15 protein-coding genes are annotated in these 26,131 nt (G+C 71.9%); 4 read left to right on the forward strand and 11 right to left on the reverse strand.

Going from position 1 to position 26,131, the window contains the following annotated elements:
• Nucleotides 1-287 precede the first annotated feature (287 nt).
• From ACMCNN_RS17790 to ACMCNN_RS17800, 3 genes are all read left to right on the forward strand, one after another.
• Nucleotides 288-722, forward strand: a complete 435-nt coding sequence (locus ACMCNN_RS17790; protein ID WP_412741625.1) for a hypothetical protein — start codon at nt 288-290, stop codon at nt 720-722.
• Nucleotides 723-1,021: 299 nt separating this feature from the next.
• Entirely contained in the window at nt 1,022-2,659 is a 1,638-nt protein-coding gene (locus ACMCNN_RS17795) for a GGDEF domain-containing protein (protein WP_412741626.1), read from the forward strand.
• A gap of 91 nt (nt 2,660-2,750) precedes the next feature.
• On the forward strand, nt 2,751-4,328 hold the full coding sequence (locus ACMCNN_RS17800; RefSeq protein ID WP_412741627.1) for a GGDEF domain-containing protein: 1,578 nt from the start codon (nt 2,751-2,753) through the stop codon (nt 4,326-4,328).
• An 18-nt stretch (nt 4,329-4,346) separates the two neighbouring features.
• Here ACMCNN_RS17800 and ACMCNN_RS17805 read toward each other — a convergent pair whose 3' ends face one another.
• From ACMCNN_RS17805 to ACMCNN_RS17820, 4 genes are all read right to left on the reverse strand, one after another.
• The gene (locus ACMCNN_RS17805; protein ID WP_412741628.1) at nt 4,347-4,769 is read right to left on the reverse strand and encodes a hypothetical protein; all 423 of its coding nucleotides are present in this window, start codon (nt 4,767-4,769) and stop codon (nt 4,347-4,349) included.
• The gene (locus ACMCNN_RS17810) at nt 4,766-8,815 is read right to left on the reverse strand and encodes an ALF repeat-containing protein (RefSeq protein WP_412741629.1); all 4,050 of its coding nucleotides are present in this window, start codon (nt 8,813-8,815) and stop codon (nt 4,766-4,768) included. The genes ACMCNN_RS17805 and ACMCNN_RS17810 overlap by 4 nt, the downstream gene beginning before the upstream one ends.
• A 66-nt stretch (nt 8,816-8,881) precedes the next feature.
• Nucleotides 8,882-9,427: a hypothetical protein gene (locus tag ACMCNN_RS17815; RefSeq protein ID WP_412741630.1), complete on the reverse strand. Its 546-nt coding sequence runs from the start codon at nt 9,425-9,427 to the stop codon at nt 8,882-8,884.
• 17 nt (nt 9,428-9,444) lie between these two features.
• Nucleotides 9,445-11,757, reverse strand: coding sequence for a trypsin-like serine protease (locus ACMCNN_RS17820; protein ID WP_412741631.1), 2,313 nt, complete (start codon nt 11,755-11,757; stop codon nt 9,445-9,447).
• Between the two features lie 221 nt (nt 11,758-11,978).
• On the opposite strand from ACMCNN_RS17820, the gene ACMCNN_RS17825 reads away from it, so the two are divergent.
• Nucleotides 11,979-13,526, forward strand: coding sequence for a glycosyltransferase family 39 protein (locus ACMCNN_RS17825; protein WP_412741632.1), 1,548 nt, complete (start codon nt 11,979-11,981; stop codon nt 13,524-13,526).
• 98 nt (nt 13,527-13,624) lie between these two features.
• Here ACMCNN_RS17825 and ACMCNN_RS17830 read toward each other — a convergent pair whose 3' ends face one another.
• From ACMCNN_RS17830 to ACMCNN_RS17860, 7 genes are read right to left on the reverse strand one after another with little or no spacing between them, the layout of a single operon-like run.
• Nucleotides 13,625-16,708, reverse strand: a complete 3,084-nt coding sequence (locus ACMCNN_RS17830) for a beta-ketoacyl synthase N-terminal-like domain-containing protein (RefSeq protein WP_412741633.1) — start codon at nt 16,706-16,708, stop codon at nt 13,625-13,627.
• Nucleotides 16,705-20,289, reverse strand: a complete 3,585-nt coding sequence (locus tag ACMCNN_RS17835) for an SDR family NAD(P)-dependent oxidoreductase (protein ID WP_412741634.1) — start codon at nt 20,287-20,289, stop codon at nt 16,705-16,707. The genes ACMCNN_RS17830 and ACMCNN_RS17835 overlap by 4 nt, the downstream gene beginning before the upstream one ends.
• Nucleotides 20,286-21,128 carry an LLM class F420-dependent oxidoreductase gene (locus tag ACMCNN_RS17840; RefSeq protein ID WP_412741635.1) on the reverse strand — a complete coding sequence of 281 codons (843 nt, stop codon included), beginning with the start codon at nt 21,126-21,128 and terminating at the stop codon, nt 20,286-20,288. The genes ACMCNN_RS17835 and ACMCNN_RS17840 overlap by 4 nt, the downstream gene beginning before the upstream one ends.
• Nucleotides 21,129-21,137: 9 nt before the next feature.
• Entirely contained in the window at nt 21,138-22,628 is a 1,491-nt protein-coding gene (locus ACMCNN_RS17845; RefSeq protein WP_412741636.1) for a beta-ketoacyl synthase N-terminal-like domain-containing protein, read from the reverse strand.
• A complete protein-coding gene (locus ACMCNN_RS17850; RefSeq protein ID WP_412741637.1) occupies nt 22,621-24,306 on the reverse strand; it encodes a fatty acyl-AMP ligase in 1,686 nt (561 codons plus the stop codon). Before ACMCNN_RS17850 ends, ACMCNN_RS17845 begins: the two co-directional genes overlap by 8 nt.
• Nucleotides 24,303-24,803, reverse strand: a complete 501-nt coding sequence (locus tag ACMCNN_RS17855) for a hypothetical protein (protein WP_412741638.1) — start codon at nt 24,801-24,803, stop codon at nt 24,303-24,305. Before ACMCNN_RS17855 ends, ACMCNN_RS17850 begins: the two co-directional genes overlap by 4 nt.
• Nucleotides 24,800-25,675 carry a hypothetical protein gene (locus ACMCNN_RS17860; protein WP_412741639.1) on the reverse strand — a complete coding sequence of 292 codons (876 nt, stop codon included), beginning with the start codon at nt 25,673-25,675 and terminating at the stop codon, nt 24,800-24,802. Before ACMCNN_RS17860 ends, ACMCNN_RS17855 begins: the two co-directional genes overlap by 4 nt.
• Nucleotides 25,676-26,131: the final 456 nt, after the last annotated feature.

Raw genomic sequence — 26,131 nt, forward strand, 5'->3', positions numbered from 1 at the left:
AATGATTTCACACACCGAGTGACTGCCCGTCGACGCCGCACCCCCGTGAGCTGGGGTCTCATCCCGGCAGCGGTGGATTCGGCGCCCTCGCTTCGATTTGACCCGCACGCGGCGATGCCGTCTGATCATGACGCACCGTCGAGTGAGCACAACTCACCGCGAGCGTCCTCATTGGTATTCCGACTCGTTGTCCTGCCACGAGTCCGTGCCGACGAGGCGTTCCGCCGACGGTGGGCAGTTCCCTCCACCCCCACCCGACCGGTGGGGCTTACCCGAAGGACCGACTCATGAAGTCTCTCGCCGCCCGCGCCCTCGGCATCGTCGCGATGGCCGGATTCGCCGTGGGGGTCGCCGCCGCGCCCGCCGCTGCCGCCGACAACACGTTCGAGCTCGCCACCGGAAGCGTGTCCGCCTACGGCACGTACGACCGCATGATGAGCATCCCGGAGCACCCGGTCGCCCCGATCCGCATCAGCGGCACGCTGGCCGTCAACTCCGCCAAGGCGTGCGGGGTCGTGCAGGTCGCGTACAACGGGCCCACGGACGGCATCGAGTGGCGTACGTTCGGCACGCTCTGCGGCAAGGGCAAGACCAACTTCACCACCACCTCCAACCTGCTGTTCGGTGGTTTCGAGCCCGCGGTGCGGCTGTGCAAGGGCAGCACCGTGAAGAAGGCCGAACGCGGCACCGCCTGCGACACCTTCACCCCCGCGGCCGACTGACCCAGCCCCGGGAAGATCGACACTGCCGAGCCGGCGCGGCCCCTGTGGCTGAGCCGGCTCGGCGGCGTTCCCCGCCCGCGACCGGCCGACATTGCCGCCCGCGGGGGCCTCTTCAGGGCCCGGCCCCGGCACGGTCCGCGCGTACCACCCTCGAAGTGCTTCAGCCGCACTCGGGTGGTGCCGATGATATGGGCTGACCCCCGCGTAATCTCGGGTGGCGGCCGACGCGTGGGCCGCTCCCGACCCGTGCTCCACCGCGGTGGTGAAGGGTGCTGGGTGCGGAGGGAGGTGCGCCGGTCATGGACCGTGCACGCGCCGCCGCACCCGTCGAGACCTCTCCCGAGCGTCAGCTGCGCCAGCAGGCGGAACTCCGCCGAGCGGTCCTGTCCGACCGGGTGTGCTGGGCCGCGGCCGTCCTCGGGATGCTCTGGCTCGGGCTGTACGCCGCTGCGACCGCCCTGTCGCAGGGCGACGAGGGACTGACGCGGTTCGTCGGCTCGATCCTGTATCTCGTGCCCGTCGCCGCCGCAGCGGTGGCGTGCGGGGTCACCGCACGCGGCACCCGCGGCCGGACCCGGACCATGTGGCGCTTCCTCTGCGCGTCGTCGGCGTGCTGGCTGGCGGGCGACGTCTGCTGGGCCGTGTACGCCTACACGACCCCGGACGGCGGGCCGGACCCCTCGATCGCCGACGTGGCATACCTCGCCAGCAACGCGCTGACCGTCCCGGCGATCGTGATCGGGTTCGGCGGTGCCCACCTGCTGCGCCACGCGCGTGGCCTGCTCGACGCGACGCTGGTGGCCGTGGGGCTGGGCGCCGTGGGCTGGCCGTTGCTCATCGCGCCGCAGCTGTCCGGCGGCGCCGACCTCGCCGCCCTGGTGTCCAGCGCGTACCCCCTCCTGGACCTCGCGATCCTGGCGATCATGGTCGCGGTCGGCCTGGCCGGCCATCGCATGGTGCCGTATCCGGTGCTGCTGATCGCCGCGGCGTACCTGACCGCGACGATCTCGGACGGCTGGTACACCTACGTCACGGTGGTGCACGAGTACTCCGACGGGAGCTGGCTGAACCTCGGCTATCAGGCCGAGGCCGTACTGATCCTGCTGGCTGCCCTGGTGGCGGTCCGCCATCAGGGCGAGGCCCAGGTGACGCGCATCGACCGCGACGTGACCTTCCCGGCGGTGCTCGTCGCCGCGTTCGCGGTCGCCACGCTCATCGGGGTCGAGCAGGCCCACCACCAGCGCATCGGGAGCGGCACCCTGGCCGTCGCCGCGGTCCTGTTCATGGGCCTGCTGGTCCGCCAGATGCTCTCCACCCGCGACCGGACCAGGCTGGCCCGCGAGCTGCACGCGGCGCTGCGCGAGCAGGAGCGCCTGGCGGTCACCGACCCCCTCACGGGCCTGTACAACCGGCGCTTCTTCCAGGAGATGCTCGCGGACGAGTCCGAGCGCTGCACCCGGTCCGGCCAGCCGATCGCGATGGTCATCCTCGACCTCGACCACTTCAAGGGCATCAACGACCGGTACGGCCACCCGGCGGGCGACGCCGTGCTCGTCCAGGTCGCCGACCGGCTCCGCCAGACGGTCCGGGCCGGCGACGTCGTCGCCCGCTTCGGCGGCGAGGAGTTCGTGTGCCTGCTGCACGACGCGGACGAGACGGCGGCGCTCGACCTCGCCGAACGGTTGCGGGAGACCCTGCGCCGCACGCCCATCGACATCCCCGCCGGCCCGGCCATCTCCGTCACCGCCTCGGTCGGCGTCGCGGGCACCCCGAGCCGGACCACCGTCGACCCGGCTCGCCTCATCGCGGAGGCCGACCGCGCGCTGTACCGGGCCAAGCGCGACGGCCGCGACCGGGTGATGAGCGCGCACCGGCACGCCGCCGCCCCGATCGACGGGGAAACCGCGTGGCCCGTCACGTCCTCTACGGCATCCTAGGCTGGTCCGGGTCCGCGAACTCCTTCAGCCGGGCCGACTTCGGCCGATGGGGAGAGGACCGGACTGGGGGTGGATCTTGATCAGCAGCGCGATGAGCGCGAAGGAACTGTCGGCCGCCCTGCTCGAGATCGAGGACCGGAGAATCGGGAACGCCGAGGCCGCCCTCGCCCTCGTCACCGAGTTCGAGGCACGGGCCATGGAACTCGGCGACGACACCCTCGTCGCGCGCGCCCGCCTGTGCCGTGCGTACCTGCTCATGCGCGCCGGCGACGTCGCCGGGGCCGCGCAGCGGCTCGACGACAGCTACGCCTGGGCGGTCGAGCACGGCGACCGCTCGTTGCAGGCCCGCGCTCACGTCACCTGGTCGTACGTCCAGCGGTTGCGCGGCGACTTCGCCAAGAGCCTGGAACACGCGCTGAACTCGGTCGAGCTGCTCGACGAGACCGCCACGCCGTACATGCGGGTGCGGCACCACATGAAGCTGGCCGACGCCCTCGCCGACAGCGGCGCGCTGGACGCGGCCCGGCCACGATTCCGGCAGACCGAGGAGCTGGCCCGCGAACTCGAGATGTGGGAGCCGCTCACGGACGTCCTCAACAACTGGGCGTACTCGGAGTATCTGGTCGGGGAGTTCGCGCGGGCCCAGGAGGTCGCCCGGCGGCTGCAGGAACACGCCGAAACACACGGCATCGAACTCGCCACCTTCACGCTGGACACGATCGGCGCGATCCAGATCAGCAACGGCCTGTACGCGGAGGCCGAGCAGACGATGCTGGCCTGCATCGAGCTGCACCACACCGGCCACTACGACGGCGCGGAATACCTGGCCGAGTACCTGCTCACCCTGGCCCGCGCCCAGCGCGGGATGGACGCCACCGACCGGGCCCAGGCCAGTCTCGACACCTCCCGCAAGCTGTGCGTCGAACGTGAGCTGCACGAGGTGCTGGTCCGGGTGCACCAGGAGCAGGCCGAGCTGCACGCCGCACGGGGCGAGATCCATGAGGCGTTCGCGATGCACAAGGTCTTCCACGACGCCTACGAGAAGCTGCGGTCGAAGCAGCACGAGGCCCAGGCACAGACCATCTTCGAGAGCGCCGAGGTCCGCGAGGAGGCCGAGCGCTTCCGCGAGCAGGCCCGCCGCGACCCGCTGACCGGCCTGCGCAACCGCCGCTACGTCGACGAGGAACTGCCCGCCCTGATCGCGGCGGACCAGGAACTCACCGTGGCCATCGTCGACCTGGACCACTTCAAGCGGATCAACGACCAGCTGTCCCACGACGCCGGCGACCGGGTACTGATCCAGGTCGCGAAGCTGCTGGAGACCGAACTCCTCGCCGCGACGCCGGACGGCTTCGTGGCCCGGCTCGGCGGCGAGGAATTCCTCCTGGTCCTGCCCGCGACGGCCGTCGCCGCCGCGGCCGACCAGCTCGACCGGATGCGGCAGACCGTCCGCGGGTACGCCTGGGCGGAACTCACCGGCACGCTGCCCGTGACGATCAGCATCGGCGTGGCCGGCGTCCACGAGGCGCCCGACCGCAGCCAGCCGGCGCTGCTGTCCACGGCGGACCGCAACCTCTACATCGCCAAGCACGCCGGGCGGGACCGGGTCGCGTCCAGCCAGGGGCGCAAGGGCCACAATCGCACGTACCGCGACCTCGACGCCGCCTGAACCGGCCGCGCGGGTGCGTCAGGCCATCGTTGCGACGGACACGACGACGTCCTCGTCGGCGGCGTGGTCCCAGAACACCGACTCGTCGCTGTAGGAGAGCCGGGCCTCCGCCCACAGCGGTGAGCCGCTCGCCACGACGAACCAGTCGTGCTCCTCCGACAGCAGGTACACGCCCTGCTCCGCCGAGACCTCCAGGCCGTGCGCCGCGGCCAGGCGGTCGCGTTCCGCGGGCGTCGCGGCCCGCACGGTGAGACCGCGCAACGTGAACGGCAGGCACATGTAGTGGACCCACTGGAACAGCACCTCCAGCCGCAGCGGATGCCCCGAATCGGGCGCGGCGTCGGACTGCAGCCAGAGCTGGGTGTGCGTCCGGGACGTGCGCATCACCTGGAAGAAGCGGTCGGGCGCCGCGAACACCGGCGCGGTGTAGCGGTTGATCACTTCGGCATCCCCTTGAATTCCTTCCAGCCGTCGATGGTCGTCGGGAACTTACTCCTCAGGGACTCGGTGATGTCGACGCCGTTCTGGTAGAACCGCACCGTACCCAGCTCGCGGCCACCCAGTTCGGGCCCGGCGATGATGCTGTTGAACAGCGTGGCCAGCTCCCAGTTGGTGCCGTCCGACTTCGCGGCCTGCTCGGGGCTCATGGTCTTGCCCCGGCGCACGGCCGTACGGATCTTGTCGAACGCGTCGGTGCCGTCGAGACCGTCCACTGTCACGTGGATCGTCACGGACTGGTCTTTGATCGCCCCGGCGACCTTGTTGATCCACAACGGGAGCGCTCCGTTCGTGTCCGGATCGGGGTCACCCCACGGTTTGCCGTTGTAGGTGCGAGCGTTGATCTTGAACTTGGTCTGGAGCAGTCTCGCGAGGTCGTCGCTGCCCAGCCCCTCGCTGACCGAGTTCAGGCCCAGCACCACATCCTTGCAAATGGTGCCCGCGGCGGGGGGCACGCCGGGCGCGGCGGCGGCCCGCAGTGCCGCGGCGCTCTTGGCCGCGCCGGGCGCCGCGAGGATGCAGGAGACCAGCGTGCCGAACTTCAACCGGGACAGGTCGACCGCGCCGAGCAGCGCCCTCATCTTCTTGGCGTTGACCCCGGCGATGTAGACCGCCTTGAGGCCGCGGAACGCGCTGCCCGCCAGCTTGGTGAGCCCGCGCAGCAGCAGCGACTCGAGTGCGGTCTCGCCCAGATCCAGCAGGGTGTCCGCGAGCGACTGGTCGCCCTTGACGAAGCGGTAGAGGCTGAGGCCGACGTTGCCCCACGACACCAGCGTGCCGAGCACCTCGCCGCAGACGATCGTGCCGATGCAGAGTGCGCCGATCGCCACCACCGGCGGCAGGATGAGGGCGTTCACCCCGTTGACCAGATCGGTGACGAAGTTCTGCTGGGACATCCACTTGAAGTCGGGGTCCAGCACGGTCTTCAGGCAGTTCTGCAGGAACTGGCTCTGCTGCGGGTGCGGATAGTACGCGTCACAATAGACGGAGTTCGTGTACGCGCGTCGCGCCATCTCCTTCGGATCGGCGATGATGTTCGCGGTGCACGTCTTCCACGACTCGCCGCTGCTGCCGGTCCAGAACTTCTCGAAGTCGGTGACCGCCTGCTGGTTGTACCGGTGCTCGCAGTTGACGATCTCCAGACCCTTGCGGTTCTGGTAGTCGTCGTACGCCGCCATCCCCGCCTGCCGGGCCGCGGCCGCGTCCTTGCCCGCCGCCTCGGCGTCCGCCCTTGCCTGCTTGGCCGCCTTGTACGCGCCGTCCGCGGACTCCTTGGCGTGCTGTCGCGAGGCGATGGCCCACGCGGCCGAACGGGTGGCGCTGCGCGCCGCCGTGTTCGCCCTGACCGCCGCGTCCTGCGCGGTCTTCGCCGCGGCCACCGCCTTCTGCGCCGATGCGGCGGCCTGGTTCGCGTAGTCGTTCGCCTTGATCGCGTAGCCGGACGCCCGGCTCGCCGAGTCGATGGCAGCCCGGGCGTACTCGTTGGCCTTCGTCGCGTCGCCCCGCGCGGTCGCCGCGGTGGACTGGGCCTCCTGGGCACGCTGCACGGCGGTGGCGCCGAGCTGGTTCATCTTCTCCAGCAGGCCGCTGACGACGGCGAGGTGGACCGCGGTGTCGTCGTCGCGTTCCGCGGCCTCGTACCGGCCGGTCCTCAGGAACTCGGGCAGGTTGATCGCCGGGCCGTCCAGCGCGACCTGGGCGGCCGCCTTGACCTCGGGGCCCGACTCCGGGTCGGCCATGGCCTGGTTGACCTGCACCCGGTCGTCGATCGCCGAGGAGGTGTACTGCCCGGTGTCGAGGAAGTCGCGCAGCGCCTGCAACGACCCGTTGTCCAGCGCGGCCTGGGCACGCTGCACGGTGACCGTACGGTTGGCGGTCCTGGCGGCGGACATGATCTGGTTGACCGCGAGGCGGTCCTGGCTCGCCCGGCCCGAGTAGTTCTGTGTACTGAGGAACTGCGCGACCGTCGCGTCGGTGCCCGCGAGTGCCGCGTTCGCGGCCGCCGCCAGCGCGGTGTTCTCGCTGACGGCCAGGTCCATCACGGCCGTACGGTTGTCCTGCCCGGCCGCCTTCGCGATGCCGGTACGGACGAAGTCGAGCACGTCCGCGTCGGAGTCGGACAGCGCGGCCATGGCGCGCTCGCGGGTCCACACGCCCTGGGCACCCGCCAGGTTCAGCGCGACCTTGCGGGCGTCGGTCACCGCGACCGCGGGGTCGGTGGCCGGGTTCAGCGCCTCGGCGATGAGCCGGTTGGTCTCGGCGTCGCGCTGGGCGGCCTGGTCGATGTCCCAGTCGGCCTTCTTGAGCTGCAGCTCGTACTGCGTGTTCGCCTCGCGGGCGGCTTCCAGCGCCTCGTCGGTGACGACCGCGAGCCGCTCCGTGTCCGCCTCGCGGGCGGCGTTGTAGATCTCCAGGGCCTGGTTGCCCAGGTCCACCACCTTGCCGGCGGCGGTGGTCGCCGCGTTCGCGTAGTCGGTGGCCATCAACGCGGCCTCGGTCGCGTCCGCCGCGTGGTCCGCGGCGTAGATCGCGGCCGTGGCGGCCCGCCGGGCATCCGCGGCGGCCGCGTTGGCCGCGTCCCGGGCGGCGTAGGCGCTCTTGATCGCGACGGTCAGGTACTTGCGGGCGGCGGCCGCGGCGCGCAGGGCCCGGTTCGCGTTGGCCTGGGCGACGGCCGCGGCCGAGACCGCCTCCTGCGCGTCGACGTTCGCCTGCTTGGCCCACTCGGCGGTCCGGGTGTTCGCGTCCGCCGCCAGCTTCGCCTGGTTCGCGGCCGCCTCGGCCGAGGTGATGGCCGCCTGGGCCTGCTCGAGCGCCTTGGCGGTCGCCCCCGCCTTGCCGGCGAGGTCCTCGGTGGCCTGGGCGATGCGGTTGGCGTCGTCCGCCGCCCTGCGTGCCTTCCCCTCGTCGCTGCGGTTGGTCGCCGCGGCCGCGGCGGCCCGGTAGGTGTCCGAGGCCGCGTCCGCCGCCTGGGACGCGGCGCGCGAGGCGCGGGCGGCGGCCGCGGAGGCCCGGCGCGCCGCCTGGGATGCCGCGGCGGCCGCCTCGATGGCCACCTGTGCCGACTGCGCCGCCTTGCGGGCGGCGTTCGCGGCGCGCACGGCCTGCGCGCGGGCCTTCGCCGCGTTGTCGCGGGCGTCGCGGGTGGCGTCGGCGGCCTGATCGGCGGCGACCTTGGCCGCGGCGGCGCCGGCGGCCGCCCGCTGTGCCTCCTCCTTGGTCCTGGCCGTCTCGCGATCCACCTCGGCCGCCGCCGACTGGGCCTGCTCCAGCAGGCCGGACAGCGTCACGGTCTCCTCGTCGTGGGCCGCGGCGACGTCCCATCCGTACGTGAGGAACTGCTCCATCGCCGCCGGGCTGCCGTCGTCGAGCGCCTTCTGCGCCGCGGCCTTCACCTGCGGGCCGCCCGCCGCCATGGCCCTGTTGATTTCGAGCCGCTGGTCCGTCTGCCACTGCGTCTGCCAGCCGCTGTCGACGAACTCCTGGAGCACCTCGGGATCCTCGGAGTCGAGCGCCGCCTGGGCGGCCTCGCGCACCTGCTCGCCTCCGGCGGCCATCAACTGGTTGACCTGCAGACGCAGGTCGATGTTCGCGGCGCTCGTCCACCCCGAGGAGAGGAAGATCGGCAGCGCCGTCGTGTCGCCCCCGTCCGAGGCGTTGAGCGCCGCCTGGGCGGCGGCCTGTACGGACGGACCGCCGTCCACGATCGCCCCCACCACCGCGTCGCGCTGGTCGAGGCGCTGGGCGTCCTGGAGGCCGGTGGTGAGGAACGCCGAGATCTGCTCGTCGGAACCCGTGAGGGCCACCGCGGCCATGGCCCGCACCTGGGCGCCGCCCTGCTGCCACGTGGTGACCACCAGCGAGCGGTCGGCGGGCACCACGGGTGCGTCCCCGGCTGCGGACGCGGGTGCGGTGTGGAGCATCCCGGCGAGAACGGTCAGGGCGACAGGTGCCGCCAGCCAGCTGCGGACACGCGTGATGGTGCGCAACGGAACCCCCATGAGGGTGAGCAGGGGCGGGTGTCAAGGCACCCGCCCCTGAACGAGAAAGCGGGATCAGCCGGTGACGGTCAGGCGCAGCAGCATGGTCGGTTCGTTGGCGGGATCGGCGCCGCGGCCGACCTGCGTGCTCCCGTCCGGGTCGACAGCGACGGTCACCTTGTCGCCGTCGTCGGTCGTGAGGTCGGCGGTGACCTCGTGGCCGGCGCCGGTGGACTGCCCGTCGCCGCGGATCTCGAAGACACCGGGTACTTCGAGATTGAGCACGCCCCTCGGACCGGTCACCTTGAAACAGACCCGGCCGATGCCGTCGGCGCCGATCCTCTCGTCGGTCGTGTACACCTTGAGCAGGCCGATGTTGTTCGCCGGCGGCGTGGCGCAGTCGGCGATGAGGATGCGCCCGTCGCCCGAGATCAGCTTGACGTTCTGCTGTTCGAGGATGGCCGCGGCGTTGGGATACGAGTAGTCCTCGACCAGCGGGAACTGCTCCTGGGCGTCGGCCCGCGCCGCCGCGGGGCTCAGGGCCACGGCCCCGCCCCCGACAGCGGCCACGACCGCGGCGCTGACGCCGGCGAGATATTTCACTGCAGTGGTGATGCGCATGATGGTGTCCTTCGTGCTCAGTCGCGCGGACCGAACGGGATCGGGTCGGACCAGTCGACGTTCGCGCCGGCGCCGGCGGGATACAGCAGCAGGGTGCCGGTGTCGTCCTTCGCCAGCAGGCCGGCCCGGATGTCGGACCCGAAGGTGACGGGGAAGAGGTTGGACTTGTTCAGCCACGCGCTGCCCGCGCCCGGGTCGACGGACGGAAGGAACTGCGCGGCGTCGGCGGAACCGGCGTAGAGGCGCATCTTGCCGGTGGACGCGTCGACCGTCTGCAGGTCGGCGTAGCCGTCGGCGTTGAACCGGCCCAGGTTCAGCTCCTTGCAGCAGCCCCAGGCCAAGCCGTACTGGACGCCCGCGTCGAACATGGGACCCGTGGCGTTGCCCTTGTACAGCAGCAGCTGCTGCGTCGAGTTCTTCACCACGAGCAGGTCGTCGTACGCGTCGCGGTTCACCTTGCCGATCACGACGTCACGGAGGTCGGTGGTCCAGCCAAGTCCGATCTGTACGCGAGCGCCGAACGTCCCGCCCGACGCGGTGCCCGGATACATCCACAGGATGTTCGTCGACGTCTCGATCGCGACCAGGTCGTCGTAGTCGTCCCGGTTGATCCGGCCGACCGAGAGCTCCCGGTAGCCCGACCAGCCGGAGCCGATCTGCACCCGGGCACCGAAGGTCCGCGCCGCCGTCCCCGGATACAGCCAGAGCACGCCCGCCGAGTCGGCGCCGATCAGATCGGTGTGTGCGTCCCTGGTGAATTCGCCGGTCACGAACGACGCCATCTCGCCGGGCTGTGGCGTGGCGACGGTGCCGGGCGGCTGGACGCGGGTGTCCCATCCCCCGGCCGCGGTGCGCGGGTGCAGCCAGGTCTTCCCGGTGGCGGCTTCGACCTCGATCAGGCCCTCCAGGCCCGTGCCGTCGACGGTGCCCTTGGCGACGTAGGACGCGGCGTTCCAGGCCGTACCGGCGCCGGCATCGACGCCCGGAGCGAACTGGGTACCGGCGGCGGTGCCGGCGTAGATCCGCATCTTCCCGGTGGACGACTCGACGGTCAGCAGGTCGTCGTAGTCGTCGTTGGTGAACTTGCCGACCTGCAGCTCCTTGCAGCAGCCCCAGCCCAGGCCGTACTGGACGCCCGCGTCGAACATGGGACCCGTGGCGTTGCCCTTGTACAGCAGCAGCTGCTGCGTCGAGTTCTTCACCACGAGCAGGTCGTCGTACGCGTCGCGGTTCACCTTGCCGATCGCCACGTCACGGAAGTCGGTGGTCCAGCCGGCGCCGATCTGTACGCGAGCGCCGAACGCCCCGCCGGACGCGGTACCCGGGTACATCCACAGGATGTTCGTCGACGTCTCGATCGCGATCAGGTCGTCGTAGTCGTCCCGGTTGATCCGGCCGATCTCGAGTTCGCGATAGCCCGACCAGCCCGTACCGATCTTCCTGCGGTGGTCCCACACGTTGGGTGTGGCCGTGCCGGGGTAGAGCCACAGGTTGCCGGCGGCGTCCGTGCCCACCAGGTCCTGCCGGCCGTCGCGGGTGAACTCGCCGGTCACCGGCTCACGCAGGTCCTGGGGCCGCACCGCGATGCTGCCGCGAACCCAGTCGGCGAGATCGTCGGCACGCGACTCGGTGGCGCCGGTGGTGGTGCGGGAGTCCGGCTCGCCGAGGCAGCCCTTCTGCCCGGAGGTGTTGGCGACACCCACCAGCTGGAAACCGGCGTCGCTCTGCCGCAACGCAGGGGCTCCCGCATCGCCCTTGCAGAGGGTGGCACCCGTCGAGGCGCTGTCGACGGCGAACCCGCCCGCCGACACGGCGCCGACCGTGAACACACCGGAGTGCATACGGTCCGGGATCCATTCGGTACCGGTCCGTCCGTAGCCGGCCACCCTCAGCGACTCGCCGTCGCGGGGCGCCGACGTGCTCAGCGGCACCGGGGCGATGTCGGTGACCGCGGCGGACAGCTCGGCCAGCACGATGTTGCGGTCGGGGTGCGGCACCAGCGACACGACGGACAGGCGGTGGCCGGTCGTCCTGGTCAGATCGGCGCGGCCCAGCACCACCGTGGCGGGCCGCGTGGGTACACCGGCCGACACCGGCGCGGCCCCGTCGGCGAAGCAGGACTTCGCGGTCATGATCCATCGTGTGTCGACGAGCGTCCCGGTGCAGCTCTGGAACTGATCGCCGACGGTGACCTTGGCAACGAACGGCAGGCTGCCGTCGGGCACGTCCTGCGCGGCCGAGACCGCCGACGCCGTGCCACCGCTGAGAAATACCGCCGAGACACCGGCCACGAGCAGGCCGGAACCCCAGGCGCGCAGACGTTTGCGCACCGCGCTCCCCTGTCAGGTTGTAGCGAAGAGATGTCCATCGAGGACCGCCCCGATGGCATCATCCGGCACACGCCTCGGCCAGTACCTTTCGACGGAGATCGAAACGTACGGTGCGGCCGCCCGGCCATTCAGACATGCGAAGACAATGATTTGCCGCCGCTTCACCGTGTGGTCACGCGGAGCAGGCTGCGGGCCGCAGCGACCACCTACGATCTGCCGTCATGCCAGACACCATTGCGGTCGATGTCGCCACCGCGGCCGGCCCGCCGGGGCAGCTGCTGCCCCGGCAGCGCGGTGACACCGCACCGGATCGGCGCGCCGGGCGGCGTCTCGATCCGGTGATCTGGGTCCTGCCCGCGCTACTGGCCGCCGGCCTGGGCGTCTGGCGGCTGACCGGGCCGGCACTGTGGGCGGACGAGCTGGCAACCTGGGGCGCGGTCCGGCTCTCCTGGGGCGAGCTGTGGCGGTTGTCCCACGCGGTCGACGCCGTGCTGACGCCCTACTACGCCGCCATGAAGGTCTACACCACGGTGGCGGGCACCTCGACCGCCGCGCTCCGGCTTCCCGCACTGCTCGCCACGGTGGGAACGACGCTGGTGGTGGTCGCGCTGGGGCGGCGCCTCGGCGGGCGGTGGGCCGGCCTCACCGCCGGCCTGCTCTTCGCCGTCCTGCCCGTCACCTCCCGCTACGCGCAGGAGGCACGACCGTACGCGTGCGTGATGCTGGCCGCGAGCCTGGCCGTGCTGTGCCTCATCCGGCTGCTCGACGACCCGGGCGGCGCGCGTGCCACGGCGTACGCGGGCGCGGTGCTCTTCGCCGGGCTCAGCCACCCGCTGTGCGCCCTGCTCGTCCTCGCCGCGCACGCGGCCACGGTCGCGGTGCGGCAGATCGGCGTCGGCACCGCCGCCCGGTACGGCACCGTGGCATGGCTCGGCGCGGCCCTGCCCGGTGCGCTCGGCGCCGGGGCGCTCATCGCGCTGGGCTACCGCAGCCGTACGCAGATCTCCTGGATCCGGCACCTCACCCTCAGCGCGTTTCAGGTGTTTCCCGACCGCTTGTTCCTCTCGGGTGCGGTCGGGGGCATCGTGCTCGGCCTCGCCGTGCTCGCTGTGCGTCGCGACCTCGGACACGTCGGCGTCGCCGCCGCGGGCTTCATGCCCATCCTGGTGCTGCTCGCCGCCGACCGGGTCACCCCGATCTGGGTGGCCCGCTACGTCCTGGTGGCCGTGCCGCCGCTGACCGTGCTCGCCGCCTGCGCGGCGGTTCGCTGGGGCAGGGTCCGGGCCCTCGCGGTCGTGACGCTCGCGGCCGTCCTCGGCTATCCGTCCCAGCTGAGTGTGCGCGGATCCGCCGGGCACGGGGCGGACTCGGCCAAGGTGGCGACCGTGATCGGTCCGCTCTGGAAGCCCGGTGACGTCGTCGTCTTCCCCGACACCCACGACAGCATTCCGTGGGCCCCCCGCGACCTGTACGACAGGTATCTGCCCGTACCGCGCCCGGCGGACGTGCTCCAGCTGGAGCCGCCACGCACCCATGGCCGTTTCCCGGCCACCGAGTGCCCCGACGCGTCGTGCCTCGGCAACCCGCCGCGCATCTGGGTGGTCCGCGTCGACGACCCGGCGGACCCGTTCCGGGACATGAGCCCGGGCAAGCAGAAGCGACTTCGCGACGGCTATCAGCCGGTCAAGCGCTGGACGTACCCGGAGCTGGGAGTCGTTCTGCTGGAACGGAAACGGCCGGGTCGGTCGCCGGTCGGTGCCAGTCGCTGATCGGTACGTCGGGACCGTCGACCACCTGCCACGCCACCCGGCCGGGCTGTCGACGGTCGTCAACGCGTCGTACACCTGCTGCGACGCCGGGGTCCGTACTACGCCAGCGACGCCAGTGCGTCGAGCCTCGCGGCGGTCTCGTCCTGCCAGGCGGCGAGCGCGGCGGCATCGCACCGCTGCGGATCGTGCCACCACTCGACGACGAACGCGCCGCCCGCGATGTGGCAACGCACCTCGACGGGATGGCGGCCGACCGGCGGGGCGTCCAGCTCCACGCGGGACAACGGCTGCCCCGTCGCGCGTACCGGCCGTCCCGTGGTCCCCTGCGCGGCGACCAGGACGCTGGGCTCGGGCAGGTCGCGCAGACACTCGGCGGCGGGACCGTGCAGGTACCGGAGCACCCCGTACCCCAGGCCGTGCCGGGGAACGCCCCGCCACGACATCCGGGCGGCGGCGAGCGCGTTCTCCTGCGCGGCGACGGTGACCGGGTAGATCGCCGAGTACAGACCCACCGAGCGGCCGGGGACCTGATGCGCGCGGCGGACGTCGCCCAGCACGTCCACGGTCATCGTGGGTCGTCCGGTGAGCCGATGCCAGGCCGAGGTCATCGCGGCCAGCAGGATCTCCGCCCATTTCGCCTGCGCGCGCCGCCGGAGGTCCTTCAGCGCTCCCGCGTCGGTGGTGTGCCGGAGCACCCGCCACGTGCCGGGACGGTCCGGCACGGACAGGCCGTCGGGCGGGCCGTCCAGGGTCGCCGTCCAGTGGTCCAGCTCGGCCGTCAGGCTCCGGTCGTGCACCAGATCCCCTGTGTGCCGGGCCCACCGCGCCCACGGCGTCGCTTCCGGCAGCGTCACCGCATTGCCGGTGGCAAGATGACGGTACGCCGTGGTGAGCTCGTCGGTGAGGATCCGTACCGAGGCCTGATCCACCCGATTGACGACAAGGGCGAGGTAGGCGTCGCCGTCCGTGTCCACGAAGGCCGTCCGGTCGACGAGGTCCAGCACGGCATCCGCCGTCGCCAGGGAGTCGCGGTCGGCCCTGACCGTCGGCAGCTCCCCCGGCGGCTCGCCCTTCTCCTGGTGCCATACGCCGTGCGACGCGACCGGGACGAGGTTCAGGATGTCGTGCCGCGCGACGACGGCCGCGACGGCCTGCCGCACGACCGTCCGATCCGCATCCGGCGCGAGCCGGAACACCACCGGGAGGCCACGGGGCCCGGCTGCCCGCAGATGCGTCAACTGCGTCGGCGTCACGGGGATGTCGCGGTCGTCCGCAGGCAGTGCCGCCGGCGCTGTCCGGGGCGTCACGTGCGCGACGAGCGACGTGAGCGTCGAATGGTCGAACAGGTCGTGGGGGCGCAGGTCGATTCCCTGCGTCCGGGCCCGGGAGGCGAACTTGATCGCCATCACCGAGTCGCCGCCCTGCTCGAAGAAGCTGTCGTCCGGTGCGACGTCGTCGACGCCGAGCGTCTCCCGCCACAGCTGGGTGAGCACCTCGCGGACGTCCCCCGCCGCCGCCGGACCGGCTGCGGCCACCGCGACCGGGCGGGCTTCGAGCCAATGGCGTGTGCGCTGGAACGGGTAGCCCGGCAGGCAGACACGCATCGCGTCCGGGTCGGGCGGTACGGGTGGCGGCTCGGTCCGGGCCTGCCCCGCCTCCAGCAGGTCGGCTGCCTCCGACGCCGTCGATGCCGTCACCGCGTACTGATGGTCGAACCGCTGCCTGCCGACGGCGAGGCTGTGCGCCACGTCCGCCAGCCGGATCCCCGGCGTGCGCCGCAGATGGTCGGCGAGAGCCCTGCGCATGTCCGCGAGCGCGTCAGGGTTGCGGGCGCTGACCACGAGCACGCTCGGGCGTACCTCCGCCGGAGGCTGCGGTCGTCGTGGCGCTTCCGCGACGACGACGTGGGCATTGGTACCGCCCACGCCCAGCGAGGTCACTCCGGCGACCTTCGGCCGCTGCCCCCAACCCACCCCGTCCGCCCGGACGGTGAACGGCGAGTCGTCGAGCCCCAGTTCCGGATTCGGTGCCGTGAAATGCGCCGTACCGGGGATCCAGGCGTTCTCCAGCGCGAGCACGGTCTTGATCAGTCCGGCGATCCCGGAGGCCGCCTCCAGGTGGCCGATGTTGCCCTTGACCGACCCGACCAGGCACTGCTCGGCCGTCGGCAGCGCGGACCGCAGCGCTGCCATCTCCACCGGATCGCCGAGCGCGGTACCCGTGCCGTGCGCTTCGACGTAACCGACGTTGCCGGGCTCGACCTCGGCCATGGCGAGGGCTTCGGAGACCACCGCGGCCTGCATCCGCATGCTCGGCGCCGCGAAGCCCATCTTCAGCGAGCCGTCGTTGTTCACGGCGCTGCCCCGGATGACCGCACGGACGTTGTCCCGGTCCGCCAGCGCATCCGAGAGCCGCTTGAGCACCACGGCACCGCCACCGCTGCCGAAGACCGTGCCGTTCGCGGCCGCGTCGAACGGCCGGCAGCGGCCGTCCGCGGACATCACCGAGTTGATGTCGTAGACGTAGCCGACCCGGTGGGGCACCTTCACCGCCATGCCGCCGGCCAACGCCATGTCGCATTCGCCGGACAGCAGGCTCTGACACGCCAGGTGCACCGCGACGAGCGAGCCCGAGCAGGCGGTCTGCACGGTGAGTGCGGGACCGTGCAGGTTCAGTGTGTGCGCCACGCGGGTGGCGAAGAAGTTGTTGTCGGTCAGGGACAGCGCCTCGATGACCGTCATGGACGTGCCCGCGCCGAGGAACTGTCGCAGGTCCTGCTGGGACGCCAGGTGGTGGTGCAGATAGCCGGTGAACGACCCCGCACCGAACACACCGATCGCCCCGTCGAAACCATCCGGTACGTAGGCCGCGTCCTCCAGCGCATGCCAGCAGCTCTCCAGGAACAACCGCTGCTGCGGATCCAGTGCCGCGGCCGTTCCCGGCGCGAAACCGAAGAAGTCCGCGTCGAAGTCGGCGAACCCGGCGAGGGTGGCCGCCCGGCGTACGTAGTCGGGGCTGCGCAGCAGGCTATCCGCAACGCCGTTGGCCCGCAGCTCCGCCTCGTCCAGTTCGTCCAGGCAGTCCCGGCCCGCGACGAGGTTCGCCCAGTACTCGTGGACATCGGCGGCGTGCGGGAACCGGCCCGCCATCCCGATGACGGCGATGGACTCCACAGGGCTCATACTCGCCTCCGGGTCGCGCGGCGCTGCGCCATGTGTGCCGCCCGGATGCGGGCACGGTCGGGGCCCGCACTGACGGCCGGGGTGCCGGGCAGGTTCCCGAGTTCGGTCAGCACGTCGTCCGCCAACTCGGCGGCGGTGTGGCCGCCGAGCAGGCGGGCGAGGGAGACGTCCACCCCGAAGTCCTCCCGTACCGCGTTCCTGATCTGCACCGCGCCCAATGAGTCCAGGCCGGCGTGCACCAGCGGCCGGTCCCCGGGCAGTTCCCCCGGCGCGTACCCGAGCACCGCTCCGGCGCGGGCGAGTACCTGTCCGCCGACCATCCGCCGGCGGTCCGGGTCGCTGAGCCCCGCCAGCGAGCCGACGGAGAACCGCGCCGTGGTGTGGAAGTGGCAGAAGAAGTCCGACCGGGCGATGTGCGGGTACGCGGCCGCCAGCCCGGCCCGGTCGAGGTGCGCCACGCTGACCCGGGCGACGTCCCGCGCCAGGATCTCCGCGAGGACGGCCATGCCGGTACCGGTCGGTATCCCGGCCACACCGGCGACCTGCTTGGCCGTCGCCGAGCCGTCCTGCGCCCACCGGCCCCAGTTGACGGTGACCGCCCGGACGCCCTCGCCGCGCAGCCGGGCACCGTACGCGTCGAGCCAGGCGTTCGCCGCCGCGTGTGCGGCCTGTCCGGGAGCGCCGACCACCGACGCCAGCGACGAGTAGCTGACCCACCAGTCGAGCGGCCGGTCGCCGAGCGCGGCACGCACCCGCAGGGCGCCGACGACCTTCGGATGCCAGACGCGCTGGATCCGGTCGGCGCAGAGATCGTCCAGCAGGCTGTCGTCCAGCACACCGGCGGCGTGCACGACGCCCCGCAGGCGGTGCCCCCGGCTCTCCGCGAGTGCGACGGCCCGCTCGGCGGTCTCGGTGATGTCGCCGGTGAGCACGAGAGCGTTCGCGACCGTGGTGTCCGGGCCCGTCCGCCCACAGAGGACGATGGTGCCCGCGCCCTGCTCCGCGAGCCACTGCGCGGTCCGCAGCCCGAGGCCACGGGTGCCGCCGGTCACGAGGTACGCGCCGTCCGGGCGCACCGGGACGGAGTCCGTACGCGCCGGGAGCCCGATCGGCCGGAACCGCGCGGCCCGCCGGACACCGTGCCGGTAGCTGACCTCGTCCTCCGTGGTCGACGCGACGTCCGTGGTGCCGTCCGGGTCGTCCGCGAGGGACAGGGGAAGCTCCGGATGCTCGTGCCGGAGCGTACGGACCAGGCCGACCAGGGCGGCGTGCTCCGGGTTCGCCGCATCGAGCGCGACGACCACCCGGTCGTACGGCGGCCCGGCCGCCAGGATCTCCCGTACGGTCTGTGCCAGGTCGAGCAGCAGTCGCGGTCCGTCGACGCCGTCCGGCACCCGGATCACCCGCGCGGGCCGGCCGCCGGGCCGGCCGCCGGGCTGGCCGCCGGGCTGGGGCGCGTCGACCCATTCGACGGCGTACACCAGATCCTCCCAGGGTGGCACGTCGTCGACGTGTGTCAGCCGGATGCCGTCGAGGGTCGCGATCCACTCCCCTGACCGCTCGTACACACCGACGGTCGCGAGCGTGTCGCCGTCGTCCGCGGGCGTGACGGTCGCCCGGCAGATCAGGTCGCGGCCCAGCGACCGCCGGGCGCGCACGCTCGCGATCCCGACCGGCAGCACGGTCCCTGCCGTCTGCCCGCCGATGACCGCGGCGATCCCGTGCAGGCACGCGTCGAGCACCGCGGGATGCAGCGTGAACCGGCCGTCCCGGTGCAGGTCCGCCGGCCAGGACACCAGGGACCATTCGCCGGCCAGCCCGGTCATCGCGGCGAACGCCGGACCGTGTTCCTGCCCGGCCGCACGCAACCGCTGATAGGCCGGACCGGTGCCGTTCCACTGCGTGACGGGTGATACGTCGTCGTCGGCCGGGTGGGCCGTCCGCCGGACGGTCGCGGCGGCGTGCACGATCGCGCCCACGGCGATCTCCACGGTCGCGGTGCCACCCGAGAGGGTCATGGTGGTCGTCAGTGTCACCGGCCGCGTCAGCGACACGAGTCGCCGGAACTCCAGGCCGGACACCTCGATCGCGGCCACCGGCACGTTCCACGCGGCGCGAGTGGCCGCGAGGGCGATCTCGACCATGGCCGAACCCGGCAGCACGGCGCGGCCGTTCACCCTGTGGTCGGCAAGCCAGGGCAGCCGGTCGAGATCGACGGTCGCCTGCCAGACGTGCCGGTCGGGAAGTTCGATGTGTACGCCGAGCAGCGGATGCCGGTCGTCGGCGCGCGGGGCGTCCGCCCTGTACCGCTTCCGGTTCCACGCCATCGTCGGCAGCTCCGCCAGCCGGCCCTCGGCGTGCAGGGGCTCCCAGGCGACCGGCAGTCCACGACAGTGGGCCCGGCCGACGTTGGCCAGCAGCGCCGGTGGTGCGGGCTGGTCGCGCCGGAGCGAGCCGAACACGGCGGTACCCGTCACCCCGGAGTCGGCCAGCGTGTCCGACACGGCGGAGACCACCACAGGGTGGGGCGAGACCTCTATGAAACACCGGTACCCGTCCGCCGCCGCGGCCTGCACCGCCTGCGCGAACCGTACGGGATTGCGAAGGTTGTCCGCCCAGTAGCCCGCATCGAACGACGGCGGGACCCCCGGCACCGCCGTGCCGTAGCAGGGGATCACCGGTTTCCGGGCCTCGATGCCGGCGAGGCCGGCGGTCAGCTCGTCGACGACGGCGTCGATCTGCCGGCCGTGCGCGGCGAACCGCACTCCCGGCACCTCGTGCGCCGTGATCCCGTCGGCCTCACAGCCGGCGACGAACCGCGCGAGGTCGTCCGTGCGGCCGGACACCACGCATGCCCTGGTGGAGCTGTGCACGGCCAGGTCGAGAACACCGTCGCGGCCGATCCTGCGCAGCACCTCCGCGGTGGGCAATTCCACCAGCGCGGCGGCGCCGTGACCGGCGAGGCGCCGTTCGACCAGTGCCGCACGGCGGCAGCTCACCCGCGCCCCGTCGGCAGCGGACAGCGCACCCGCCACCACCGCCGCGGCGACCTCACCGATCGAATGCCCGATGACCGCGGCCGGCGCGATCCCGTAGTGCCGCCACATCCGCGCCAACCCCACCTGCGTGGCGAACAGCGCGGGCTGCACCAGTGCCATCCCGGCCGAGCCGAGATCCTCCGTCGTCACCAGGTCGGACAGCGCCCGGCCGCACTCGGCCGCGACCACGTCGTCGAGTTCCCCGACCAGCTCGGCGAACACCGGTTCGCTCGCCATCAGGTCCCGCCCCATGCCGGTCCACTGCGAGCCGTGCCCAGAGAACACGAACACCGCGCCCGCGTCCGGTACGGCGGCCCTGCCGCGCTCGTAGTCGCCGCCGCGCAGCCGGTCGATCAGCTGTGCCCGCCCGTCGGCGACCACGGTCAACCGTTCACTGAGGTGGGAGCGCCGCCGGGCCAGGGTGTGGCCGACGTCCGTCAACGGCACCGTGGCACCCTCGTTCTCCAGCCAGTGCGCCAGGCGTTCCGCGTTGGCTGCCAGGGACTCGGGCGAGCGGGCCGACACCGGGAAGAGGCCCGTCATGCCAGCTCCTCGGCCACGTCCGCGTACCAGTCCATGATGGGCAGGATTTCCTCGGCCGACGCCGACGGCAGCGGGAACACGCACCGGGAGACGCCGGCCTGGCGGTACGCGTCGAGGATCTCCTCGTCGGCCGGTGCGCCGAACACCGTCACCGGCACCGACGTGCGCCCGGCCAGCGACGCGCGGTGCCGCAACTCGGCCACGTCATCGGCGAACGTCTCCCCCAGCAGTTCGTGCCAGGGCATCCACTCGGCGTCCAGTTCCAGCACCCGCTCGATCGCACGGGGTCCGTTACCGCCGTAGAGAATCGGCGGATGCGGGCGCTGCACCGGTTTCGGCACCGACCACAGCGGGTCGAACTTGACGAACCGTCCGGCGAACGACGCCTCGTGGTCGGCCCAGATGTGCTTCATCGCCGCCACGTGCTCCAGCAGCCGGGCGGTACGGGTCCGCGGGTCGACACCGTGATTCAGCATCTCCTCGTGGTTCCAGCCGGTGCCGACCCCGAACAGGAACCGGCCACCGGACACGACGTCGATGCTGGCCACCTGCTTCGCCAGCTGGATCGGATCGCGCACGGGCACCTGGCAGACGCCCGTGCCGAGCCGTAACCGGCTGGTGGCCGCGGCGGCGACGGCCAGCGTGATGAACGGGTCGACGCCCTGCAGGGCCTCGGGTGGTATCTCCACGCCGCCCGGATGCGGGCTGGCCATACTCACCGGTACGTGGGTGTGCTCGGGCACGAAGAACGACTCGAAGCCGCGCTCCTCGGCCGCCCCGGCCGCCGACGCCGCGTCGGCGGAGTAGTCGGTGACCAGCATCATCACACCGAAATCCATGGCGGAACCTCACCTTCGCGGTTGGCGCAGGACGGCGTGCGCGTTCGCGCCGCCGAATCCGAAGGAGCTGACACCGACCAACGCGTCACCCGGCAGGGGGATGGGCCGGTCGGCCACGGCGAGCCCCAGCCGGTCGAAGTCGATGTGCGGGTTCGGACTGCGGTAGTGCAGGGTCGGCGGGACGTGTCCGTGTTCGAGCGACAGCACCGCCTTGGCCAGACCGGCGAGGCCCGCGGCCGCCTCCAGATGGCCGAGGTTCGACTTGATCGAGCCGATCAGCAGCGGATCGGCCCGGTCCCCGCCCAGCACCGTTCCCAACGCCGTCGCCTCGATCGGGTCGCCGAGCGGCGTTCCGGTGCCGTGCGCCTCGACGTAGCGGACGGCCCCGGGCGCGATGCCGCGGTAGACCCCGGCCAGCAGGTCCCGTTGCGCCAGCGGGTTCGGGGCCATCAGGCCGTTCGACCGGCCGTCCTGGTTGACCGCGCTGGCGAGCACCGTCGCGCGCGGATCGTCCGCGTCGCCGGGTCTGTTCAGCACGACCGCGACACAGCCCTCGCTGCGGACGTACCCGTCGGCCGCGGCGTCGAACGGACGGCACCGCCCGCCGCGGGCCATCGCGCCCGAGCGGTCGAAGTTCACGGTGACCGCCGGGGACAGGATCAGGTTCACCCCCGCGACGATCGCCAGGTCGCACTCCCCCGCCTCCAGGCTGCGTTTCGCCAGGTGCAGCGCCACGAGCGACGACGAACACGCCGTGTCCACGGTCAGGCTCGGGCCGCGCAGGTCGAGGAGGTACGACAGCCGGTTGGCGAGGATGCTGGCCGCCACGCCGGTGCCCGTCCACCCGCTGACGGCCGCCGGATCGGCCAGCCGGTCCCGGCCGTAGTCGTTGGTGGACGCGCCGACGAACACCCCGGTCCGGCTGGACGCCAGGCCGTCCGGCGGGATGCCCGCATGTTCCAGCGCCTCCCACGCCACTTCGAGCAGGATGCGCTGCTGCGGATCCATCTCGACGGCTTCCCGGGGCGAGATCCCGAAGAACTCCGCGTCGAAGTCGTAGACCCGGTCGAGGAATCCACCCGCCGTGGTGGTCCCGTCCGGGACGGAACAGGACTCCCACCGGTCGGCGGGCACCTCGGTGACCACGTCGCGACCGGCCATCAGCAGCCGCCAGAGGTCCGCCGGTGAGTCGACACCGCCGGGCAACCGGCACCCGATGCCGACGACGGCGACCTCCGCCTCCGTACCGGCCGCCCGCGCGCTGGGCAGCGCGCGGTCCGCGGACAGGGAGTCGGCGAGCCTGCGCAGCGTCGGGTGCTGCCACAGGGCGATCGGCTCGATCGGCCGGTCCAGCAGATCCTCCAGTTCACCGGCGATTCCGACGGCGTCGCGGGAACCGACGCCGTAGTCGGCGAACGGCCGGTCCGGGTCGATCTCCCCGGCCGGGATGCCGACGTGCGCGGCGAGCCGTTCGGTCAGCCACCGTCGCACGTCAGCCACGGCCCAGCTCCCCGCGCTCGAACCGGATCCGGCATTCCTGCCGTCGCGCTTTACCGCTCGACGTGATCGGCACCGTGCCCCGCCGGAGCAGGGTGACGGTGTGGACGTGCACGTCGTGTCGTTCGGACACTCCGGCCCGCACCGCCGCACCGATCGCCTCGACGTCCGCGGCGGATACCGGCGAGCGCGGTTCGGCCACCACGACGAGCCGCTCGGCGTCGTCGATCTCCGCGCCGAACGCGACGACCCGGTCCCGGCGCAGCTGCGGGCACGCCTCCTCGACCGTGGCCTCGATGTCGGCCGGGTAGTGGTTTCGCCCGTCGATGACGATCAGGTCGCGGAGCCGGCCCGTGACGTACAGCCGGCCGTCCACAAGGAACCCGAGGTCGCCGGTACGCAGCCACCCGTCGTCCCCGAAGGTCTCGGCGGACCGCTCGGGCTGCCGCCAGTAGCCCACGCAGACGTTGTCGCCGCGTACCCGGATCTCACCCGGCGCGTCCGTGTCGGCACCGGTCCGCGGGTGCGCGATCCTGACCTCCTGCTGGATCGGCCGGCCCGCGCTGACGATCAGCCGTGCCCGCGGGTCCGCCGCGTCGAGCGGCCGGATCCGTCCGGCGGAGAGCTCACGCCGGTCGAAGGCACCGACGGGCAACGGCCGTCCCGGCTCGTGCCCGGTCACCCCCAGGGTCGCCTCGGCCAAGCCGTACCCCGGACAGTGCACGTCGGGCCGGAGTCCGTTGTCCCGGAAGGCTTCGGTGAACCGGGTCAGGGTCCGGTGCCGGACGGGCTCCGATCCGTTGCCCAGCGCGCGCAGCGCCGACAGGTCGATTCCCGCGCGCCGCTGCGGCCCGACACGGTCGACGCACAGGTCGAGACCGAAGTTCGGGGACATGGTGTGCGTGGCGTGCTGCGTCGTGAGCAGTTCCAGCCAGCGCCGGGGTTGCTGGATGAACGCCAGAGGCGCGAAGCACGTCACCGGAACCGTGCGGACCAGCGGGAGCACGATCGAGAACATCAGGCCCATGTCGTGGAAGAACGGAAGCCAGCTGACCAGCCGCGACGACTGTTCCGCCGGCACCCAGGCGGCCAGCTGGGCGGCACCGACCGCCACGTTGCGATGCGTGACCTGCACACCGGCCGGGGTTCTGGTCGATCCCGAGGTGTACTGCAGGTAGGCCACGGCGTCGCCGTCCGGTGGATCCGGCGGCGCCGGGCGGGATCCGGCGTCGATCCGGTCGACCGGCAGGATCTCCTTGGGCAGCACGGCGAGCCGGGGCGACGCGAGCAGTTCCTGCACCGCATCGGTGTGTCCGCTGCTGGTGAGCACGATCTCGGGCGTGCAGTCGGCGATCACGTTGAGTAGCCGGTCGGCCGGCCGGAACGGCTCCGGGGCGAACAGCGGTACGCCGATCACTCCGGCGTGCAGGCAGCCGAGGAACGCGGCGACGTAGTCGGCGTCGTGTCCGCAGAGGATCGCGGCACGTTCGCCCGGCCGGGTGTTCTCCACCAGCCACGCCGCCACCGCGGTGCTTCGTACGGCCAGGTCGCCGTACGTCAGGTCGGTCGCCACACCCTCGCGGTCGGAGCAGTAGTCGACGAACGTCATGGCGACCCCGTCCGGCCGCTGCGCGGCGGCACGGATCACGGCCTCGACGGGGCCCAGCGCGTCGTGCATCATGGCGCCTCCGGCGACGCCAGCCACTGCGCGAACGCGGCGAAGTCCGGCAGGATCACCGTCGAGCACGCCAGGATCGCGAGCGTCTGGCGCATCTCGGTGACCGCGACGACCGTCCGCCCCGCCAGGTAGGCGCGCTGCATCTCCGCTGCCGTACCCATGCTCGGTTCCCGGCCGGGCAACCATGCCACGCACACGTCCGACGCGGCGGCGAGCTCTGTCAGCTTGTGGAAACCCTCGATCAGTTCGAGTACGGCGGGATCGAGCCGGTCCCGCCGGATCACCGGCTGGTCCGCGAGTGCCGCGTGGGCCCCGCGGATCCGGCCCTCGTCGGCGGCGAACCAGCCGATGAGGATCTCGACGGGATCGTGCACGACGGCGTCCGGCCGGTGCAGTTTGATCACCTCGTGTAGCCGCTGCCGGTAGTCCTGGTCCGCCACGTCGGCACCGGGCCTGGCTCCCTGCATGAGCCCGGCCAGGAAGAAGGAATCGGTGCTCATTCGTCCTCCACGGAGTAGTCCGGCACCGCGAGGTTCTCCGGTGCCATCGCGGCATAGATCTCGGCGGCACCGAGCAGGTACCCGGTCAGCTCGTCCGGACTGCTGGAGACGGACGCGCAGATGTCGGTCAGGTCGCGCCGGAACCCGTCGGTCCCCGCGTGGCTCACCGCGCCCTGGTTGTCCTTGGTGATCAGATATCTCTCGTCCGTCAGCCGCCCGCGCGGCCGTCCGCTGAACGGCAGCACCAGCTCTCGCATGCGACCGCTGTCGCGATCGATGCTCCTGATCGACAGGTTGTTCTGCTCTGCATGCAGCAGCACCCGCCGGACCAGCCCGTGCGGTGGCGGGAAGGCCGACAGCGTCGATCCGGGACGAAAGGTGAACGCACGGTACGTCACATAGCGGCCCAGTCTCGGGCTGAACCGGCGGTTCTCGCTGTGCATGCCGCCGCTCGCGGGAGTCCACCGCACCGTGAGCCTCGACGGCCGCGGCTCGCCGTTCGCGGCCGTCCGGAACGGGAACGCGTCCTCGGTGGCGGTCACGACGCCGTCGACCGCTTCCGTCCTCCGCAGCACCACCGGCGCCCGGTGCAGCAGGTACGGATCGAGCACCACCATGCCGTCGGTCTGGGGATACACCGCCGCCACGTGGCGGCCGGAGAACAGCAGGGTGGCCTTGACCCCGATGCCTTCCTGTACCCGCCGGGCGACCTCGAAGGTCTGCCACGCGCATCCCATGCCCAGCCGCCGGGGCGGAAGTCCTTTGCCGTAATACTCGTGGAACTGCGCGGCGCTGCTGTACGGAATGTCGAACAGCACGTCCTCCATCGTCGTCGCGAACGACGACGCAACATTTTCAATAGTGTCGGTCATGCACACCACTCCCCTCGAAATCCGATTTTCGACACGCGGGCGCCTGTGCATTCCCCGCTGGGGAGTCGCCGTCGGCAACAGGTGACGACGACTGGCCCGAATGATTACCGGTTTCGGAAAGCCCTGGTCGGTGCGCGTCCGCCGGAGGGATTCGTCCGGCTCCGAACGCCTGCGTTGACATCGTTGTCAACGCGGCCACGTCATCGGGGCCGGATTCCACAATCGATTCGTGGTCGGAGTTCGCTGGACAGTGCAGAGCTGACAGTCAAAACGCACCGCAAGACCCGCAGCAATGTATCGCGGGGAGACGCGCCCGGTCCATGGTGGAGGTCCCCGCCTCACCCGCACGCGTGAATTCCGATTTCGTGGAGAGGCCCAGTCGTTGATCGGTCAACGATCCGGGAGGGCATTAAGGATGCATATCGTCGAAGGACTGCTGAAGAGGCAGCATATTTG

The organism is Krasilnikovia sp. MM14-A1004 (assembly GCF_047159485.1).
Classification (GTDB): domain Bacteria; phylum Actinomycetota; class Actinomycetes; order Mycobacteriales; family Micromonosporaceae; genus Actinoplanes.

What these genes read in the sequence shown, in the direction of transcription:
- ACMCNN_RS17815 (WP_412741630.1), bottom strand. Translation starts at nt 9,427, where the DNA reads ATGCGCATCACCACTGCAGTGAAATATCTCGCCGGCGTCAGCGCCGCG.
- ACMCNN_RS17850 (WP_412741637.1), bottom strand. Translation starts at nt 24,306, where the DNA reads ATGATGCACGACGCGCTGGGCCCCGTCGAGGCCGTGATCCGTGCCGCC.
- ACMCNN_RS17835 (WP_412741634.1), bottom strand. Translation starts at nt 20,289, where the DNA reads ATGACGGGCCTCTTCCCGGTGTCGGCCCGCTCGCCCGAGTCCCTGGCA.
- ACMCNN_RS17825 (WP_412741632.1), top strand. Translation starts at nt 11,979, where the DNA reads ATGCCAGACACCATTGCGGTCGATGTCGCCACCGCGGCCGGCCCGCCG.
- ACMCNN_RS17790 (WP_412741625.1), top strand. Translation starts at nt 288, where the DNA reads ATGAAGTCTCTCGCCGCCCGCGCCCTCGGCATCGTCGCGATGGCCGGA.
- ACMCNN_RS17855 (WP_412741638.1), bottom strand. Translation starts at nt 24,803, where the DNA reads ATGAGCACCGATTCCTTCTTCCTGGCCGGGCTCATGCAGGGAGCCAGG.
- ACMCNN_RS17860 (WP_412741639.1), bottom strand. Translation starts at nt 25,675, where the DNA reads ATGACCGACACTATTGAAAATGTTGCGTCGTCGTTCGCGACGACGATG.
- ACMCNN_RS17840 (WP_412741635.1), bottom strand. Translation starts at nt 21,128, where the DNA reads ATGGATTTCGGTGTGATGATGCTGGTCACCGACTACTCCGCCGACGCG.
- ACMCNN_RS17830 (WP_412741633.1), bottom strand. Translation starts at nt 16,708, where the DNA reads ATGAGCCCTGTGGAGTCCATCGCCGTCATCGGGATGGCGGGCCGGTTC.
- ACMCNN_RS17800 (WP_412741627.1), top strand. Translation starts at nt 2,751, where the DNA reads ATGAGCGCGAAGGAACTGTCGGCCGCCCTGCTCGAGATCGAGGACCGG.
- ACMCNN_RS17795 (WP_412741626.1), top strand. Translation starts at nt 1,022, where the DNA reads ATGGACCGTGCACGCGCCGCCGCACCCGTCGAGACCTCTCCCGAGCGT.